Source organism: Microbispora oryzae, from assembly GCF_017896165.1.
Classification (GTDB): domain Bacteria; phylum Actinomycetota; class Actinomycetes; order Streptosporangiales; family Streptosporangiaceae; genus Microbispora; species Microbispora oryzae.
Window position 1 is genome coordinate 191,477 of the sequence record NZ_JAFCNB010000003.1, and the last position, 17,234, is coordinate 208,710.

A 17,234-nucleotide genomic window follows, 5' to 3' on the forward strand; every position below is an offset into this window, starting at 1 on the left:
AGACTAGCCGATAGGCTGTCGGCACCATGGACGTACTACAGGCCATTGTGCTGGGCATTGTGCAGGGATTGACGGAATTTCTGCCGATTTCCAGCTCCGCCCACCTGCTGATCGTGCCCAAACTGGCCGGCTGGTCCGACCCCGGCGCCGCCTTCACCGCGGTGATCCAGCTGGGCACGATGCTCGCGGTGCTCCTGTACTTCTGGCGGGACATCGTCCGCATCGTGTGGGCGTGGCTGCGCAGCCTCCGCCAGCCGGAGCTGCGCGACGACCTGGACGCCCGGATGGGGTGGTACATCGGCCTCGGCACGATCCCGATCGGCGTGGCCGGGCTGCTGTTCAAGGACGCGATCGAGGGCCCGGCGCGCAACCTGTGGCTCAACGCGAGCATGCTGATCGTCTTCGGCCTCGTGCTGCTCGCCGCGGAGCAGACGGGCCGGAAGAAGAAGGAGGTCGCCGACCTCAACATGCGGGACGCCCTGATCATCGGCGCCTGGCAGATGCTGCCGCTGATCCCGGGCGCCTCCCGGTCGGGCTCCACGATGACCGGCGCCATGTTCCTCGGCTACACGCGCGAGGCGGCCGCCCGATACTCGTTCCTGCTGTCGATCCCCGCGGTGGTGCTGTCCGGTCTCTTCGAGCTGCGTGACGTCGGCGCGGGCGGCGGGCCGCCCCTGGTGCCGACCGTCATCGCGACCGCCGTCTCGTTCGTCGTCGGATACGCCTCGATCGCCTGGCTGTTGCGCTACGTCGCCCGCCATTCCACCATCGTGTTCGTGGTCTACCGCGTGTTCGCCGGAGCGTTCCTGCTCACCCTGCTGACCCTGGGGGTGGTCGCGTCATGACCACCGTCCTGCTCGTACGGCACGGCCTCACCGAGATGACCGGCCCGGTGCTGGCCGGATGGACGCCCGGGGTGCACCTGGACGAGCGGGGCCGCAGGCAGGCCGAGGCCGTGGCCGCGCGACTCGCGCCGCTGGAGCTCGACGCGATCGTCGCCAGCCCGCTGGAGCGGTGCCAGGAGACCGCCGCGGCCATCGCGGCCGGCCGGCCGGTCACGGTGCAGACCGACGACAGGTTCGGCGAGTGCGGGTACGGCGACTGGACCGGCCGGCCGATCGCCGAGCTGGCCAAGGAGCCGCTCTGGCAGGTCGTCCAGGCCCACCCCAGCGCCGCGGTGTTCCCCGGCGGGGAGGCGCTGGCCGACGTGCGGAGCCGGGCCGTCCGCGCCGTGCGCGACTGGAACGAGCGCCTGGGCGAGAAGGCCGTCTACCTGGTCTGCAGCCACGGGGACGTCATCAAGGCGATCGTGGCCGACGCGCTGGGGCTGCACCTCGACCAGTTCCAGCGGATCACGGCCGATCCGGCGTCGGTGACGGTGATCCGGTACACGCCGCTGCGGCCCTTCCTGCTCAGGGCGAACGACACGGGGGGAGACGTGGCCAATCTCGTGCCCGCGCCCGACGCCCCGGAGGGTGCGGGCGGGGAGCCCGCGGGCTCCGGGAGCGATGCCGCCGTCGGCGGCGGCTCCGGGAACGCATAGGGTCGGGCTATGCCGGTCTTCGACTACGATCCACCTGACAGATTCGTGGCCGGTGCCGTTGGGCAACCGGGCGCACGAGCCTTCTTCCTGCAGGCCCGCGGCCAGGGCAGGATCACGACCGTCGGGCTGGAGAAGTTCCAGGTCGCGGTCCTCGCGGATCGCCTCGACGAACTGCTCGACGAGGTGCTGCGCCGCAGCGGCGGCCGCGCGCCCGTTCCGGCCATGGCCCCCGCGGAGCTGGCCGACGAGGGCCCCCTCGATCTTCCCATCGACGAGGACTTCCGGGTCGGCACGATGGCCCTGGCGTGGGACGCCGACAGCGCCCAGGTCGTCATCGAGGCCCAGGAGGCCACCGAGGGCGACGACGAGGAGGAGGAGGACGAGCCGATCCTCGACGACCGGCCGGAGCCCGCCGTCCTCCGGGTGCGGATCAGCGCAGCCGCGGCGCGTGCCTTCAGCCGGCGGGCCCTGAACGTCGTCGCCGCCGGGCGTCCGCCGTGCCCGCTCTGCGGCCGGCCGCTCGACACCGGCGGGCACATCTGCGTCCGGCTGAACGGTCACCATCCCGGAGGACTGACGGCGTGACGCGGCGAGACGGCCGCCCGGCGGGGGCGGCGGCGATCGGGAATCCTTATGACGGCCGAGGGTGAGGCGGGCATCAGCGACACCGACGGGCACGGGCTGGACGACGCCACGGCCTTGACCCTGCTCAAGGAGGGCAGGTTAGACGTGGCCGGTCGCCTGGTCGAGGCGACGAACATGACTCTGTACTGCTCCGTCACCAACGGGGAGCACGCCGCGGCGTGCGTGTACAAACCCGTGCGCGGCGAGCGCCCTCTGTGGGACTTCCCCGACGGGACGCTGGCGGCGCGGGAGGTGGCGGCCTACGAGGTGGCCGCGGCGACCGGGTGGCGGATCGTTCCGCCGACGGTCTACCGCGACGGCCCGTTCGGGCCGGGGATGGTCCAGTTGTGGATCGACGCCGACCCGGAGACCGACCTGATGGCGCTGATGCGCAGCCGCAACCCGGTCCTGCGGCGGCTGGCGGTCTTCGACGCCGTCGTGAACAACGCCGACCGCAAGGGCGGCCACCTGCTGCCGCTGCCCGACGGGCACGTCTACGGCGTCGACCACGGCGTCTGCTTCTCCGTCGACGACAAGCTCCGCACCGTGCTGTGGCAGTGGCGCGGCAAGTCGCTGTCGCGTGAGGCGATGACCGTGCTCGTGCGGCTCGAACGCGAGATGGAGCGCGGGCGGCTCGGCCGGCGGCTGCGGGAGCTCCTCACGGCCGCCGAGGTGGAGGCCACCTGGGAGCGGGTCAAGCGGCTCATCTCCACGGGTGTGCACCCCCATCCCTCCGAGGACTGGCCCGCCATCCCCTGGCCGCCGATCTAGCCCGGATCCTGCCCAGGTCCAGCCCAGGTCCAGCGCCCCCGGCGACCCGCCGTAATGGGAGCTCTTGTCCGCACTTGCGGTAATCGAGTGAATTGTGCACTCTGCAGGAGTCTCTACCGATACGGAGGGAACATCCTTTGTGTACCGTCGTTGTGAGCGTGGAGCCGGACTCCGAGGTGCCGGTGCTCCTTGCCGGGGTGCGCGACGAGTTCGTCACGCGGCCCTGGATGTCCCCGGGCCGGTACTGGCCCGGCCACCCCGAGATCCTCGGGGGACGGGACCTGGAGGCCGGCGGCACCTGGCTCGCCGCCCATCCCGCCGACAGGAGGGTGGCCGCGCTGCTCAACGGCCGCGGCCCCGCCGCCCCGCCCGAGACCCGGCGATCCCGCGGCGAGCTGCCGCTGCGCGCCGCGGCCGAGGGCGACCTGCCGCCCGTGGACCCCCGTGTCTACGACCCGTTCCACCTGCTGATCGCGGGCCTGGACGGCGTGCGGCTGTGGAGCTGGGACGGCGAGAGCCTGGCCGAGGAGAAGCTGCCCAGAGGCGTGCACGTGCTGGGCAACGACGGCTGGGAGCGGGGCGACGACGACCCCCGCGCCGCCTGGTTCCGCCCCCTCTTCGCCGCGGCCCCGCGCCCCGTGTGGACCTCGGACTGCGACTCACCCGAGCGTTTCTGGGGAGAGTGGCTGACCTTGGCCTCCGGCGGGGGGCTCGCCGTGGACGACCCCCGGGCGCTGATCGTGAATCGCCGGCTCCCGGACCGCCGTGTCTACGCCAGCCTCAGTGTGACCCTCGTCGCCCTGTCGGCCGAAGGACTGCGCTACGACTTCTGCCCGCGCCCCGACGAGCCGTCGACCTGGCACAGAGTGGACACGACCGGCTGACCGCTCCCTCCGGCCGCGCGGATAGGCTTCTCATCATGCGATCGTGGTCTGCTCCGAACGTCCCCAGGCTGCCCGGTCCGGGCCTCCCGCTGCGTCTCTACGACACCGCCGCGCGCGAGGTCCGCGAGACCACCCCATCGGGGGAGGCGCGGATGTACGTCTGCGGGATCACCCCCTACGACGCCACCCACCTCGGGCACGCCAACACGTATCTGGCCTTCGACCTCGTCAACCGGGCCTGGCGGGACGCCGGCCACGATGTGCACTACACGCAGAACGCCACCGACGTGGACGACCCGCTGCTGGAGCGGGCCGCCGCGACCGGCACCGACTGGCAGGACCTCGCCCGGCGGGAGATCGACCTGTTCCGCTCGGACATGGAGGCGCTGCGGATCCTGCCGCCCCGGGAGTACGTCGGGGTCACCGAGGTCGTCGGCGAGATCGCGGACGTGATCTCCCGGCTGACCGAACGGGGCGCCACCTACCGGCTCGACGGGGACGTCTACTTCTCCGTCGCCTCCGCCCCGAAGTTCGGGGCCGTCTCCGGTTACTCCGAGGAGACGATGACGGAGCTGTTCGGCGAGCGGGGCGGCGACCCGGCCCGCCCGGGCAAACGCCACCCGCTCGACTGGCTGCTGTGGCGCGCCGAGCGGCCGGGCGAGCCGTCCTGGCCGTCGCCGTTCGGGCCGGGGCGGCCCGGCTGGCACGTCGAGTGCACCGCGATCGCCCTGCGCAACCTCGGCACGGGCTTCGACGTCAGCGGAGGGGGTTCGGACCTGATCTTCCCCCACCACGAGATGGGCGCCTGCGAGGGCCACGTGGCGACCGGCGAGTGGCCGTTCGCCCGGGCGTACGTCCACGCCGGCATGGTCGGCCTCGACGGGGCCAAGATGTCGAAGTCCAAGGGCAACCTCGTCTTCGTCTCGCGCCTGCGGCAGTCGGCCGACCCCATGGCCGTACGGCTGGCCCTGCTGGCGCACCACTACCGGACGGACTGGGAGTGGACCCCCGAGCAGCTCGACGAGGCGGCGGCGCGGCTCGCCCGCTGGCGTGCGGCGGTGGCGCGGCCGTCCGGCCCGGACGGCGCGGCGGTGCTCGCCGGCGTCCGGGAACGGATCGCCGACGACCTGGACGCTCCGGGGGCCCTCGCGATCGTGGACGCCTGGGCGGCGGCGGAGGGAGACGACACCGGCGCGCCCGCGCTGGTCCGCGACGTCGCCGACGCACTGCTCGGCGTCGCCCTCTAGCCGTCCACCGAGCCGCGCGCCGAGCCGCCCACCGGGTTCGCCTCTGATCACTTCCCGGCGCGCCGCCGGTCCCGCGGGCCGGTCGCCGGCCCGTGCTCGAACGGCACGAGCGGCTCCCCGGGCGGCGGCCCGGGGGACCGCCGCCCCGGCCGGCCCAGCCGCATGGCGCGCGACGCGGGCTCCCGCGCGGGCGGGCTCACGTGCAGGCGCCGGGCGACGCTCGCCCGCAGCAGGGGCAGATACGCGTAGAGCCGGTCGCCCGGGCACGAGGTGGAGTTGAGGTCCCGGTGCCCGATGATCGCCTCGTACGGGTTCAGCCGGTAGGCGTGACACAGCCAGGTCAGCAGGTCGGTCAGCGAGGCGAGCTGGACCGAGGGCGGCAGTTCGGTCATGTACGTGCCCTCGGTCTCGATGCCCAGGGTGTGGCCGTTGTGGTTGGCCGCCTGGGCGCCCTGCACCAGCCTGCCCTCCGCCACGGCGGGCAGGGTGCGGTTGCGGCCCTCCATGATGTGCCCGCCCCGGCTGACCGTGAACTGCTCCCCGATGTCGTCCCACCGGTTGTGGCCCATGTGATAGCGCTGGATCGCGCGGGAGAGGGCGAACGCCGCGTCCAGGCCGCGATCGGCGGTGTTCGGGGTGGCGGTGTGGTGCACCACCAGCCGGTCCGGGGCCCGCTCGAGGACGTCCGCCTTGTGCTTGGGGGGATCGGCCCGCCACTCGCTGCGCGTGTAGACGCGGGGCCGCGACGGCGGCTTCGTGAACGCCCCGGCCCGGGCGTCGTCCACCAGCACCGGTGACATTGCCGGGGGCGGTGACAGAGCCGCGGGCGGCGGTATGGCCGGCGGACCGTACTCCGTGGCGCCGGCCGCGTCCTCCGGCCCGGCGAGCGCCTCCGGCAGGCCGTCCGTGACGTTCTCCGGCCGGGTTTCGGTCACGTTCCCGGACCCCGGCAGGGTCGCGGGGCTGTCCGCGGGGGTGTTCGCGGGGCCGTTCGCGAGACTGCTCCGCGAGCCGTTGCCGGGGCTGGTCGCGGGGCTGCCCGCGGACATGCCCGGTGAGGGGGGACCGGCGTCGGCCCCGGAGCCCGAGGAGAGGGCGGACAGACGGGTGGCGGCGGACGCCTCGCCGGCGGACAGGACTCCGGCGGCCAGGCCGCCGCCTGCCGACGCGATCGCGGCCGACAGGAATCCCCGGCGTGTGATGCCTGGCAATGCGTCCTCCCGAATGTGCGCGGGACCACGAGGGCCCACGTCCGGCGGGAGGTTGCATCGATATCCCCACGGTCCGGCGAGGATATTCCGGCCGACCGGAAACCGGTCACATGTGAACCGGTATGTCCGTGCCAGGGCCGCCCTATGAATACGGCAGGCACGTCAGTGCTTGGAAATGAAGGGATATTTCCCCCCACCTCGGTGGCGAGGCGGGGGGATCGCTCACGGCAGGGCGGCCAGGAAGCGGCGCCGATCCTCGGCCGGAAGGTGGTCGATGAACAGCACGCCGTCGAGATGGTCGACCTCGTGCTGGAGCACCCTCGCCAGCATGCCGACGGCCCGCAGCGTGACCGGCTTGCCGTTCATGTCCCTGCCTCTGGCGGCCACGGCGAAGGATCGCTCTCTGGGCCACCAGACCCCGGGCGCGGAGAGGCAGGCCTCGTCGGCCAGGACCGTGCGTTCCGACAGTTCGAGCCGCGGATTGACGATGTGGCCGGACCGTCCCTCCACGCTGTAGGCGATCACTCTGAGCGGGACGCCGATCTGCGGCGCGGCCAGACCGGCCCGGCCGGGGCCGGCGCGCATGGTCGCCGTCAGCGACCGGACCAGATCGCGGAGGGATCGGTCGAACGAGGTGACGGGTTCGGCTACGCGCCGTAACGCCGGATCGGCGAACATGCGGATCTGAGGGACAGTCATTCACGCTCCCCACGGGCGACGATGACACCAAGGGGAAATTTCCCACTCCGGGGATGGCCAACCTTTGTTAAATCCATGTTGCTTCCGTTATGCCTGTGGATTGCCTGTTTCGCGAGTGCGCGACATGTAACTGCTGCACGGTCACCTACGGTCAAAGTGCGTAACGCGGTCCTCCTAGCTTCGGTACCGGCCCAAAGACCATGCGGGAGGAACGATGACGGTGACGCAGGAGACGCCCACGGCCCACCAGAAGGGTCGCTGGATAGGCGACTGGCGGCCGGACGACCCGGCCTTCTGGGCGGCGTCCGGGCGGCGGACCGCCCGTCGCAACCTCATCTTCTCGATCTTCGCCGAGCACCTCGGCTTCACGATCTGGACGGTCTGGAGCATCGTCGCCGTCAAACTGGGGTCGTACCACTTCTCGACCGACCAGCTCTTCTGGATCGTCTCCCTGCCCAACCTGGTCGGCTCGACGCTGCGCATCCCCTACACGTTCGCGCCCGCGCGGTTCGGTGGGCGGAACTGGACGATCGTCAGCGCGACGCTGCTGCTCGTGCCCGCCGTCCTGCTCGCGGTCGCGGTGAACAACCCGGGCACGCCGTTCTGGGCGTTCCTCGTGATCGCCGCGACGGCCGGGCTGGGCGGCGGGAACTTCGCCTCCAGCATGGCCAACATCACGTACTTCTACCCGCAGAACAAGCAGGGCGCGGCCCTCGGCCTGAACGCGGCGGGCGGCAACGTCGGGGTCAGCTCGGTGCAGCTGGTGATGCCGCTGGTCATCGGCGGCTTCGGGCTGGCCGCCGCGGGGCTGTTCTGGGTGCCGTTCATCGTGGCCGCCGCGATCGGCGCCTTCCTCTGCATGGACAACCTCACCTCGGCGAAGGCGGAGCCGAAGGAGATGGCGCGGGCCGCCGGGCGCGCCCAGACGTGGATCATGTCGGTGCTCTACATCGGCACGTTCGGCTCGTTCATCGGCTACTCGACGGCCTTCCCGCTGCTGATCAAGTCGCAGTTCGCCGAGCACGCCTCGCTGGTCTCGCTGGCGTTCCTCGGCCCGCTGGTCGGCTCGCTGATCCGGCCCGCAGGCGGCTGGCTGTCGGACCGCCTCGGCGGGGCCTCGGTGACCTTCTGGAACTTCGCCGCGATGATCGCCGCGGTGCTGCTGGTCTGGCAGGGCCTGTCCGCCCACTCGATCGGGCTGTTCTTCGCCGCCTACATGCTGCTGATCGCCACCTCGGGGATCGGCAACGGCTCGACGTACCGCATGATCCCCGCGATCTTCCGGGCGAGGGCGGTCGCGGGCCTTGAGCCGGGCACTCCCGAGCACGAGGAGGCGGTCCGGGTGGCCCGGCGCGACTCGGCCGCGGCCATCGGCTTCATCTCCGCCATCGGCGCCTTCGGCGGCTTCTTCATCAACCGCGGCTTCGGCAGCTCCATCGCCGCCACCGGCGGCGCCGGCGCCGCGTTCGTCGCCTTCGCCGCCTTCTACGCCGTCTGCTTCGCGCTCACCTGGTTCTGCTACCTCCGGACGACCGGCGTGCGGGCGGCCACCAGCCTGGCCGCCGCCCGCGTCTGAGCGGGACGGCTGTCGCGGGTTCGCGGTGCCCCCGGTCGGACGGGAGCGGCCCTCGCGGTCCCGGCCCCGGTCGCACCGGGGCGTGCCGTCGCCGGCCCCCGGCTCCGGCGCCCACACGGGCGCGAGCCGGGGGCGTCTCGCGCGTCCGGGCCCGGGACGGCCACCGGACGGCTCAGGGACGGCCACACACGGTTTTCCTCACCGGTCATCAGGCGAGACGACGAGGTCTCTCACATTCCGCGGATCGCGCGTGTTAGCGCGGTTGGCGCCTTGTAGCAAAGCGGTAACAGAAGGGACCCAGCGGTGAAACCGCCTCTGAGCACGATCGGAGCCATGCCGACCTCACTGTCCGATCCCGCTCCTGTGATTGCGCAGGTGCCCGCGGGCTCGGCCACGCACTGCCCGTACTGCGCGCTGCAGTGCGGCATGTACGTGACGGACGGCCAGATCACACCCCGGGAGGACATCCCGGCCAACGCCGGGGGGCTGTGTCAGAAGGGCTGGACGGCGGCGGAGTTGCTCTCCTCGCCCGAGCGCCTGACCACCCCCCTCCTGCACGGCAGACCGGCCGGCTGGGACGAGGCCCTCGGCTTCGTCGCCGACCGGATCGGGGCCGTGCGGGCCGAGCACGGCCCCGACGGAGTGGCCGTGTTCGGCGGCGGTGGGCTGACCAACGAGAAGGCCTACCAGCTCGGCAAGTTCGCCCGGGTGGCGCTGCGGACCAGCCAGATCGACTACAACGGCAGGTTCTGCATGTCGTCGGCCGCGGCCGCGGCCAACCGGGCGTTCGGCATGGACCGCGGCCTGCCGTTCCCGATCACCGACATCGACCGCGCGGACGCGGTCCTGCTGGCCGGGGTCAACGTCGCGGAGACCATGCCGCCGTTCGTCCGCCACCTGTCCGAGATGCGGGCGGGCGGTGGGCGCCTGATCGTCGTCGACCCCCGGCTCACCCAGACGGCCAGGCGGGCCGACCTCCACCTCCAGGTCACCCCGGGCACCGACCTCGCCCTCGCGCTCGGGCTGCTGCACATCGCCGTCGCCGACGGGCACGCCGACCTCGGCTACCTGGAGTCCCGTACGACCGGCTTCGAGGCGGTGCGGACCTCGGTGTCGGCCTGGTGGCCCGAGCGCGTGGAACGGGTGACCGGCGTCCCGGTCGCGCTGATGCGCGAGGCCGTGCGGATCCTCGGGGAGGCGTCCCGCGCCATGGTCCTCACGGGCCGCGGAGCCGAGCAGCACGCCAAGGGCACCGACACGGTCACCGCGTTCGTCAACCTGGCCCTCGCGCTCGGGCTGCCCGGCCGGGAGGGCTCCGGCTACGGCTGCGTCACCGGCCAGGGCAACGGACAGGGAGGCCGCGAGCACGGGCAGAAGGCCGACCAGCTCCCCGGCTACCGCAAGATCGACGACCCGGCGGCGCGGGAGCACGTCGCGGCCGTGTGGGGGGTGGACCCGGCCGACCTGCCCGGTCCCGGCAGGTCCGCCTACGAGCTGCTCGACTCGCTGGGCACGCCCGGCGGGCCGAAGGCGCTGCTGCTGTTCGGCTCGAACCCGCTGGTGTCGGCCCCGAGGGCGGGGCACGTCGCGGAGCGGCTGGCCGGGCTCGACCTGCTCGTCGTCTCCGACTTCGTGCTCTCGGAGACCGCGGCGATGGCGGACGTCGTGCTGCCCACCACCCAGTGGGCCGAGGAGGCCGGCACGATGACCAACCTGGAGGGCCGCGTCCTGCTCCGCCGCCGGGCCGCCGAGCCGCCCGAGGGAGTCCGCACCGACCTGGAGATCCTGCGGGGGCTCGCCGACCGGATGGGCTGCGGCGAGCGGTTCCCCACCGACCCGCGCACCGTCTTCGACGAGCTGCGCGCCGCCTCCGCCGGAGGCGTGGCCGACTACTCCGGCATCACCTACGAACGGATCGCCGCCGAGACCGGGGTGTTCTGGCCCTGCCCGGCGACCGGCGCCGGCGAGGAGCCGCACCCCGGCACCCCCCGGCCGTTCCTTGACCGCTTCCCCACGCCCGACGGCCGCGCCCGGATGATCGCGGTCGAGCACCGCCCGCCGGCTGAGGACGTCGACGAGGAGTTCCCGGTCTACCTGACCTCCGGCCGGGTGCTCGCGCACTACCAGTCCGGGGCGCAGACCAGGCGGATCCGCCCGCTGACCCAGGCCGCGCCCGAGCTGTTCGTCGAGCTCCACCCGGAGCTGGCCGAGCGGCTCGGCGTCGCACCAGGCGACATGGTGCGGGTGCGCGGCCGGCGGGGCGCCGCCGAGGGCGTGGCCAGGGTGAACGACGCCATCCGGCCCGACACCGTGTTCATGCCGTTCCACTGGGAGGGCGTGAACCGGCTCACCAACCCGGCCCTCGACCCCGTGTCGCGGATGCCGGAGTTCAAGGTCTGCGCGGTGGCGGTCGAACGCCTCGCGGGTGAGGAGGGCGTGGCGTGAGGCTCGTCGTCGTGGGAAACGGGATGGCCGGCGCCCGCCTCGTGAGCGAGGTCCGCGCACGTGACAAGGACGTGCGGATCACGGTCTTCGGGGCGGAGACCTGGCAGCCGTACAACCGGGTGCTGCTGTCGAACGTGCTGGCCGGCACGTCGACACCGGAGCAGGTCCGGCTGCTCGAACCCCGCTGGTACGCCGATCACAACGTGACGGCCCGGCTCGGCGTCGAGGTCGTCGCGATCGACCGGGACAGCGGCGCCGTCATCGCGGCCGACGGGACGCGGGAGCCGTACGACGTGCTGGTGCTCGCCACGGGCAGCGAGCCGGTGGTGCCGCCGATCCCCGGCGTGGAGCGGGCCACGGCCTTCCGCACGCTGGACGACTGCGACCGGATCAGGGCGGCCGCGGAGTCGGCCGCCGCGTCCGAGGCGCGGGCGGTCGTCGTCGGCGGCGGCCTGCTGGGCATCGAGGCGGCCCGCGGCCTCGCCGGCAGGGGCGTTCCGGTGACCCTGCTCCACCTGGCCGGGCACCTGATGGAGCGGCAGCTCGACGAGGAGGCCGGGCTCATCCTCAGGGAGACGCTGCGCGACCTCGGCGTGGACATCCGTACGGGCGTCACCGTGAGCGCCGTCCGGGAGCGGGAGGTGGAGCTGTCCACCGGAGAGGCGCTCCCCGCCGACCTCGTCGTGATGGCGTGCGGCGTACGGCCGGTGGTCGGGCTGGCGCGGGACGCGGGCCTGGAGGTGGGCCGCGGCGTCGTGGTGGACGACGAGCTGCGAACCGACGATCCCGCGATCTTCGCCATCGGCGAGTGCGCGGAGCACGCCGGGCAGGTCTACGGCCTGGTGGCGCCGGCCTGGGAACAGGCCGCGATCGTGGCGGACCTGGTGACCGGGACCGACAAACACGCCAGGTATCGCGGGTCGCGCCTGGTCACCCGCCTCAAGGCCAGGAGCGTCGAGCTGGCCGCGATGGGGGAGACGCACCTGACCGAGGACGAGGCGGAGATCGTCCGCTTCTCCCACCGGCACAAGGGCACCTACCGCAAGCTCGTGATCCGCGGCGACCGGCTGGTCGGCGCGATCCTGCTGGGCGAGACGGCGGCCGTGGGCACGCTGACCCAGCTCTTCGACCGGGGAGGGCCGCTTCCCTACGACCGCGCGGGGCTGCTCTTTCCCGGCGCGGGCGGCGCGGCCGTGGCGGACAGCCCGATGCGGATGCCTGACGCCGCACGGGTCTGCCAGTGCAACAACGTGACGAAAGGCCAGATCAGGGCGTGCTGGGAGTCCGGCGCGCGGGATGTGGAGGCCGTGGCCGCCGCCACGAGGGCCACGACCGGTTGCGGCGGCTGCCGCGACGCGGTCGAGGGCATCGTCGGCTGGCTGTGTGAGCAGGAAGGCGTGAGCGCATGAACGAGAACCGGAACGCGGCCAAGGGTGAGGAGCGCGCCGGGGCGCGCCGCCTCGTCGTCGTCGGGTACGGCCCCACGGCGCACCGCCTGGTCGAGACGCTCCTGGACCGGGGCTTCACGGGAGCCGTGACCGTCTTCGGGGAGGAGCCCCGCCCGGCGTACGACCGGGTGGCGCTCACCTCCTACCTCGACGGGAAGACCCTCGAAGACCTCACCTACCCGGTGCCGGATGGGGTGAGTCTCCGGGTGGGCGAACGGGTGACCGCGATCGACCGTGACAACCGCGAGGTCGTGACCGACGCCGGCGCGCGGGAGCCGTACGACCTGCTGGTCCTGGCCACGGGCTCCGCGCCGTTCGTGCCGCCGGTGCCGGGCCGTGAGCTGCCGGGTTGTTTCGTCTACCGCACCATCGACGACCTGGACGCCATCAGGGACGCCGCGGACGGCGCCGTGTCGGGTGTGGTGATCGGCGGCGGGCTGCTCGGCCTGGAGGCGGCCGACGCGCTGCGCGGGCTCGGGCTCCGGACCCACGTGGTGGAGATGAGCCCCTGGCTGATGCCGCGGCAGGTCGACGAGGGCGGCGGCTCGGTGCTGCGCGGGCAGATCGAGGCGCTCGGGCTGGGCGTCCACACCGGCGCCGGAGTCAGGTCCATCGAGGCCGGCCCGGACGGCCGGGTCTCCGCCCTGGTCAAGCCGGACGGCGAGGCCATCGAGGCGCAGGTCGTGGTCTTCTCCGCGGGCATCAGGCCCCGCGACGAGCTGGCCCGGGCGAGCGGTCTTGAGGTGGGCGAGCGCGGCGGCATCGTGGTCGACGAGGGGATGCGCACCGGCGACGAGCACATCTACGCCGTCGGGGAGTGCGCCCTCGCGGGCGGCATGGTGTACGGCCTCGTCGGCCCGTGCTTCACCCAGGCCGAGGTGGCGGCCGACCGCATCCTCGGCGGCACGGCGTCCTTCGAGGGCGCGGACATGTCGACCAAGCTCAAGCTGCTCGGCGTCGAGGTGGCCCAGTTCGGGGCGATGTCCGGTGCGCTGGACGTCACGTACATGGACCCCGTCGGCGGCGTCTACAAGCGGCTGTTCATCAGCGACGACGCCCAGACGCTGCTCGGCGGCGTCTGCGTCGGCGACGCGGCGCCGTACAACACCCTCCGTCCGTTCGTGGGCCGGCCGCTGCCCGGGGCACCGAGCGACCTGCTGTTCGCGGGCGCGGGCGGCGGCACGTCGGCCGACCTGCCGGACGACGCCCAGGTCTGCTCCTGCAACAACGTCACCAAGGGCCAGATCACCGCGGCGATCGTGGAGAACGGCCTGACCGACGTGCCGGGCATCAAGAAGTGCACCCGTGCCGGCACCACCTGCGGCAGCTGCCTGCCGATGCTCAAGCAGATCCTGGTGAAGTCGGGCGTGGACGTCGGCAAGGCGCTGTGCGAGCACTTCCCGCACAGCAGGGCCGAGCTGTTCGACATCATCAGCGTCCGCGGCATCACGACGTTCTCCCAGCTCATCGCCGAGCACGGGACCGGGCGCGGCTGTGACATCTGCAAGCCGGCGGTCGCCTCGATCCTCGCCTCACTCGGCAACGGCCACATCCTCGACGGCGAGCAGGCGGCGCTGCAGGACACCAACGACCACTTCCTGGCCAACATCCAGAAGAACGGCACCTACTCGGTGGTGCCCCGCGTCCCCGGCGGCGAGATCACCCCGGACAAGCTCATCGTCATCGGTGAGGTCGCCCGCGACTTCGGGCTCTACACCAAGATCACCGGCGCGCAGCGGATCGACCTGCTCGGCGCCCGCGTCGAGCAGCTCCCCGCCATCTGGCGGAGACTGGTCGACGCCGGGTTCGAGTCCGGGCACGCTTACGGCAAGGCGTTGCGGACGGTGAAGTCCTGTGTGGGGTCGACCTGGTGCCGCTACGGCGTGCAGGACTCGGTTGGCCTCGCCATCGCCCTGGAGCTGCGATACCGGGGCCTGCGTTCCCCGCACAAGCTGAAGTCGGCCGTCTCCGGCTGCGCCCGCGAGTGCGCCGAGGCGCGGTCGAAGGACTTCGGGATCATCGCCACCGAGCAGGGATGGAACCTCTACGTGGCCGGCAACGGCGGCTTCAAGCCCCGCCACGCCGACCTCCTGGCGGCCGACCTGAGCACGGAGGAGCTGGTCAGGACCATCGACAGGTTCCTGATGTTCTACATCCGCACCGCCGACCGCCTCCAGCGGACCGCGGCGTGGCTGGAGGGACTGGAGGGCGGTCTCGACTACCTCCGCTCCGTGATCATGGATGACTCGCTCGGCATCTGCGCCGACCTCGACGCGCAGATGGCCCGGCACACGGCCACGTACGTCGACGAGTGGCGGGCCGCGATCGAGGACCCCGACAAGCTCCGGCGGTTCGTGAGCTTCGTCAACGCCCCCGACGTCCCCGACCCTTCCATCACCTTCGAAACCGAACGCGACCAGATCAAGCCCGTGTTGATACCTCTGGAGGTGGCACGCAGATGACCGTCCTCGACCAGACCCCGCCCTCGGCGCGGCGGCGTGAGTGGACGCCCGCCTGCTCGTACGGCGACATGCTCCCGGAACGCGGCGTCGCGGTGCTCGTCGACGGCCGGCAGGTGGCGGTGTTCCGCACCTTCGACGGCGTCCTGTACGCCCTGGACAACCTGGACCCCTACAGCGGGGCCTACGTCCTGTCCCGAGGCATCGTCGGCACCAGGAACGGCGAGCCGACCGTCGCCTCGCCCATGCACAAGCAGGTCTTCTCCCTGGTCACCGGGGTCTGCGTGGACGACCCCGACACCGTGGTGCCGACCTACCCCGTCCGCGTGTCGGACGGGATCGTCGAGGTGAGCGCGGCATGACCGTGCTCGCAGACGAGGCAGTGGTGAGCCCGGAGACCGCGCCGGACGCGCTCGCCGGGTTCACCATCGGGGTCACCGCGACCCGCCGCAGCGAGGAGCTGTCGGCGCTCCTGGAACGGCGCGGCGCCCGCGTGGTGCGGGCGCCGGCCATCCGAATCGTCCCTCTCGCCGAGGACACCGGTCTGCTGGCCGCCACCCGGGCATGCCTGGCCGCCCCGGTCGACGACGTGGTCATCACCACCGGCGTGGGCTTCCGCGGCTGGATGGCCGCGGCCGAGGGATGGGGTCTGTCCGGCGACCTCAACGCCCACCTCACCGCCGCCCGCCTGCTGGCCCGCGGCCCCAAGGCCAGGGGCGCCGTCCGCGCGGCCGGGCTCGCCGACTACTGGACGCCCGCCACGGAGTCGTGCGAGGAGGTGAAGGAGTATCTGCTCGCCCAGGACCTGCGGGGCCGCCGCATCGCCGTCCAGCTTCACGGCGAGCCGCTGGACGGGTTCGTCGCCGCGCTCCGAGGGGCGGGCGCGGAGGTGATAGAGGTGCCGGTCTACCGCTGGCTCCCCTACCGGGACACCTCGCCGTTGCGGCGCCTGGTGAGCCAGGCCGTCTCGGGCTCGGTGGACGCCGTGGCGTTCACCAGCGCGCCCGCCGTCCTCGCCACGCTCCAGGCCGCACGCGGGGACGGACTGGAGGACGCGCTGCTCGCGGCGTTCAACACCCGGGTCGTCGCCGCGTGCGTCGGCCCGGTCACCGCCGGTCCGCTGACACGGCAGGGCGTGCGGGTGGTCCAGCCGGACCGGGCGAGGCTCGGCGCGCTCGCCCGGGCGCTCGCCCGCCACCTGCCCGCGGGCAGCGTCACCAGGCTGGTCGCGGGCGGGCACGACCTGGAGATCCGCGGACACGCCGTCGCCGTCGACGGGGACCTCAAGCCGCTCCCGCCCGCGCCGATGGCTGTGCTCAAGCGCCTGGCCGAGCGGCCCGGGCACGTCGTTCCCCGCTCCGATCTGCGGATCGTGCTGCCCGGCTCGCCGTCCCGCGACTCGGCCGAGCACGCCGTCGAGATGGCCATCACGCGGCTGCGGCGCGCCCTCGGGCCGACCGGCATCGTCGAGACCGTGGTCAAACGCGGATACCGGCTGGCCTGCGGCCGGGACGAGCGATGACGTACCCCGGCCGCCGGAGCACGGGCAGGGGCACGGAGCCGACCCTTGTCATGGCCGCGCACGGCGCGCGCAGCGGGCACTGGGAGTCCGTCATGGAGTCCCTGGCCGGGCTCGTGCGCCGGGCCAGGCCGGGCCGCCGGGCCGAGCTCGGCTACCTGGAGATCAGCTCGCCGCTGCTCGCCGGCGTGCTGGAGTCGGTACCCGGGCCCGTCGTGGTGGTGCCGCTGCTGCTGGCCGGTGGCTATCACGTGCACATCGACCTGCCCGCCGTGGTCGCCCGTACCCGGCCCGACGCCGTCGTGACCGGGCAGCTCGGGCCCCACCCGCTGCTCACCGGCGTGCTGGCGCGGCGGCTCGCCGCCGCCGGGCTGCGGCCCTGGGACCGGGTCATCCTCGGCGCGGCGGGCTCCTCCGACCCCGCCGCCCTGGAGGACGTCCGGGCCGCCGCCCGCCTGCTGTCCGTACGGCTCTCCCGCCCCGTCACGGCCGCGTTCGCCTCTTCGGGCAGCCCGGCCGTCGGGGAGGCCCTGGAGCACGCCCGACGGGCCCCGGGGTCGCGCGTGGCGATCGCCTCCTACCTGCTCGCCCCCGGGTTCTTCCACGACCGCCTGACGTCCAGCGGCGCCGACGTGGTCAGCGCGCCCCTCGGCGTTGACGCCGGCATCGCGGAGCTGATCTGGACCCGCTTCGACGAGGCCGCCGCGGCCCACCGGTTCCGCCGCGCCCGCCCGGTCACGTCGCACTCCATGTGATCGTTTCGAGTGGGCGTTTATGTGAACGGCGGACCGCCCGGGGCGGGGCAGGG

General features: G+C 73.0%; 15 protein-coding genes. 13 read left to right on the forward strand and 2 right to left on the reverse strand.

What is annotated here, in order from left to right; all coding sequences use genetic code 11:
• Window positions 1-26: 26 nt before the first annotated feature.
• The 6 genes from JOL79_RS07455 (at window position 27) to mshC (ending at window position 5,069) form a co-directional block, all read left to right on the forward strand.
• Window positions 27-845 carry an undecaprenyl-diphosphate phosphatase gene (locus JOL79_RS07455; RefSeq protein WP_210154936.1) on the forward strand — a complete coding sequence of 273 codons (819 nt, stop codon included), beginning with the start codon at window positions 27-29 and terminating at the stop codon, window positions 843-845.
• Complete coding sequence (locus tag JOL79_RS07460) at window positions 842-1,543, forward strand: histidine phosphatase family protein (protein WP_210154937.1); 702 nt, start codon at window positions 842-844, stop codon at window positions 1,541-1,543. The genes JOL79_RS07455 and JOL79_RS07460 overlap by 4 nt, the downstream gene beginning before the upstream one ends.
• A 9-nt stretch (window positions 1,544-1,552) precedes the next feature.
• Window positions 1,553-2,128, forward strand: a complete 576-nt coding sequence (locus JOL79_RS07465) for a DUF3090 domain-containing protein (protein WP_210154938.1) — start codon at window positions 1,553-1,555, stop codon at window positions 2,126-2,128.
• A gap of 48 nt (window positions 2,129-2,176) precedes the next feature.
• Window positions 2,177-2,938, forward strand: coding sequence for an SCO1664 family protein (locus JOL79_RS07470; protein ID WP_210154939.1), 762 nt, complete (start codon window positions 2,177-2,179; stop codon window positions 2,936-2,938).
• 152 nt (window positions 2,939-3,090) lie between these two features.
• Window positions 3,091-3,822, forward strand: a complete 732-nt coding sequence (locus JOL79_RS07475; RefSeq protein WP_307848381.1) for an NRDE family protein — start codon at window positions 3,091-3,093, stop codon at window positions 3,820-3,822.
• Window positions 3,823-3,857: 35 nt separating this feature from the next.
• Window positions 3,858-5,069, forward strand: coding sequence for a cysteine--1-D-myo-inosityl 2-amino-2-deoxy-alpha-D-glucopyranoside ligase (gene mshC / locus JOL79_RS07480; protein WP_210154941.1), 1,212 nt, complete (start codon window positions 3,858-3,860; stop codon window positions 5,067-5,069).
• 47 nt (window positions 5,070-5,116) lie between these two features.
• On the opposite strand, the gene JOL79_RS33810 is transcribed toward mshC, so the two are convergent.
• Both JOL79_RS33810 and def read right to left on the reverse strand, forming a co-directional pair.
• A complete protein-coding gene (locus tag JOL79_RS33810; protein ID WP_230984403.1) occupies window positions 5,117-6,280 on the reverse strand; it encodes a peptidoglycan recognition protein family protein in 1,164 nt (387 codons plus the stop codon).
• Window positions 6,281-6,502: 222 nt separating this feature from the next.
• Entirely contained in the window at window positions 6,503-6,979 is a 477-nt protein-coding gene (gene def / locus JOL79_RS07490; protein ID WP_210154942.1) for a peptide deformylase, read from the reverse strand.
• A gap of 214 nt (window positions 6,980-7,193) precedes the next feature.
• Between def and JOL79_RS07495 the strand changes: the two genes are divergently transcribed.
• From JOL79_RS07495 to JOL79_RS07525, 7 genes are all read left to right on the forward strand, one after another.
• Window positions 7,194-8,555, forward strand: a complete 1,362-nt coding sequence (locus JOL79_RS07495; RefSeq protein WP_210154943.1) for an MFS transporter — start codon at window positions 7,194-7,196, stop codon at window positions 8,553-8,555.
• 333 nt (window positions 8,556-8,888) lie between these two features.
• On the forward strand, window positions 8,889-11,000 hold the full coding sequence (locus tag JOL79_RS07500) for a molybdopterin oxidoreductase family protein (RefSeq protein ID WP_210154944.1): 2,112 nt from the start codon (window positions 8,889-8,891) through the stop codon (window positions 10,998-11,000).
• A complete protein-coding gene (locus tag JOL79_RS07505) occupies window positions 10,997-12,409 on the forward strand; it encodes an FAD-dependent oxidoreductase (RefSeq protein WP_210154945.1) in 1,413 nt (470 codons plus the stop codon). Before JOL79_RS07500 ends, JOL79_RS07505 begins: the two co-directional genes overlap by 4 nt.
• Window positions 12,406-14,910, forward strand: a complete 2,505-nt coding sequence (gene nirB / locus JOL79_RS07510) for a nitrite reductase large subunit NirB (protein ID WP_210154946.1) — start codon at window positions 12,406-12,408, stop codon at window positions 14,908-14,910. Before JOL79_RS07505 ends, nirB begins: the two co-directional genes overlap by 4 nt.
• The gene (nirD, locus tag JOL79_RS07515) at window positions 14,907-15,269 is read left to right on the forward strand and encodes a nitrite reductase small subunit NirD (protein ID WP_210154947.1); all 363 of its coding nucleotides are present in this window, start codon (window positions 14,907-14,909) and stop codon (window positions 15,267-15,269) included. Before nirB ends, nirD begins: the two co-directional genes overlap by 4 nt.
• Entirely contained in the window at window positions 15,266-16,429 is a 1,164-nt protein-coding gene (locus JOL79_RS07520; RefSeq protein ID WP_210154948.1) for a uroporphyrinogen-III synthase, read from the forward strand. The genes nirD and JOL79_RS07520 overlap by 4 nt, the downstream gene beginning before the upstream one ends.
• On the forward strand, window positions 16,426-17,181 hold the full coding sequence (locus JOL79_RS07525; protein ID WP_210154949.1) for a sirohydrochlorin chelatase: 756 nt from the start codon (window positions 16,426-16,428) through the stop codon (window positions 17,179-17,181). The genes JOL79_RS07520 and JOL79_RS07525 overlap by 4 nt, the downstream gene beginning before the upstream one ends.
• Window positions 17,182-17,234: the final 53 nt, after the last annotated feature.

What these genes read in the sequence shown, in the direction of transcription:
- JOL79_RS07500 (WP_210154944.1), top strand. Translation starts at nt 8,889, where the DNA reads ATGCCGACCTCACTGTCCGATCCCGCTCCTGTGATTGCGCAGGTGCCC.
- JOL79_RS07495 (WP_210154943.1), top strand. Translation starts at nt 7,194, where the DNA reads ATGACGGTGACGCAGGAGACGCCCACGGCCCACCAGAAGGGTCGCTGG.
- JOL79_RS07470 (WP_210154939.1), top strand. Translation starts at nt 2,177, where the DNA reads ATGACGGCCGAGGGTGAGGCGGGCATCAGCGACACCGACGGGCACGGG.
- def (WP_210154942.1), bottom strand. Translation starts at nt 6,979, where the DNA reads ATGACTGTCCCTCAGATCCGCATGTTCGCCGATCCGGCGTTACGGCGC.
- JOL79_RS07460 (WP_210154937.1), top strand. Translation starts at nt 842, where the DNA reads ATGACCACCGTCCTGCTCGTACGGCACGGCCTCACCGAGATGACCGGC.
- JOL79_RS07520 (WP_210154948.1), top strand. Translation starts at nt 15,266, where the DNA reads ATGACCGTGCTCGCAGACGAGGCAGTGGTGAGCCCGGAGACCGCGCCG.
- JOL79_RS07525 (WP_210154949.1), top strand. Translation starts at nt 16,426, where the DNA reads ATGACGTACCCCGGCCGCCGGAGCACGGGCAGGGGCACGGAGCCGACC.
- mshC (WP_210154941.1), top strand. Translation starts at nt 3,858, where the DNA reads ATGCGATCGTGGTCTGCTCCGAACGTCCCCAGGCTGCCCGGTCCGGGC.
- nirB (WP_210154946.1), top strand. Translation starts at nt 12,406, where the DNA reads ATGAACGAGAACCGGAACGCGGCCAAGGGTGAGGAGCGCGCCGGGGCG.
- JOL79_RS07465 (WP_210154938.1), top strand. Translation starts at nt 1,553, where the DNA reads ATGCCGGTCTTCGACTACGATCCACCTGACAGATTCGTGGCCGGTGCC.
- nirD (WP_210154947.1), top strand. Translation starts at nt 14,907, where the DNA reads ATGACCGTCCTCGACCAGACCCCGCCCTCGGCGCGGCGGCGTGAGTGG.
- JOL79_RS07455 (WP_210154936.1), top strand. Translation starts at nt 27, where the DNA reads ATGGACGTACTACAGGCCATTGTGCTGGGCATTGTGCAGGGATTGACG.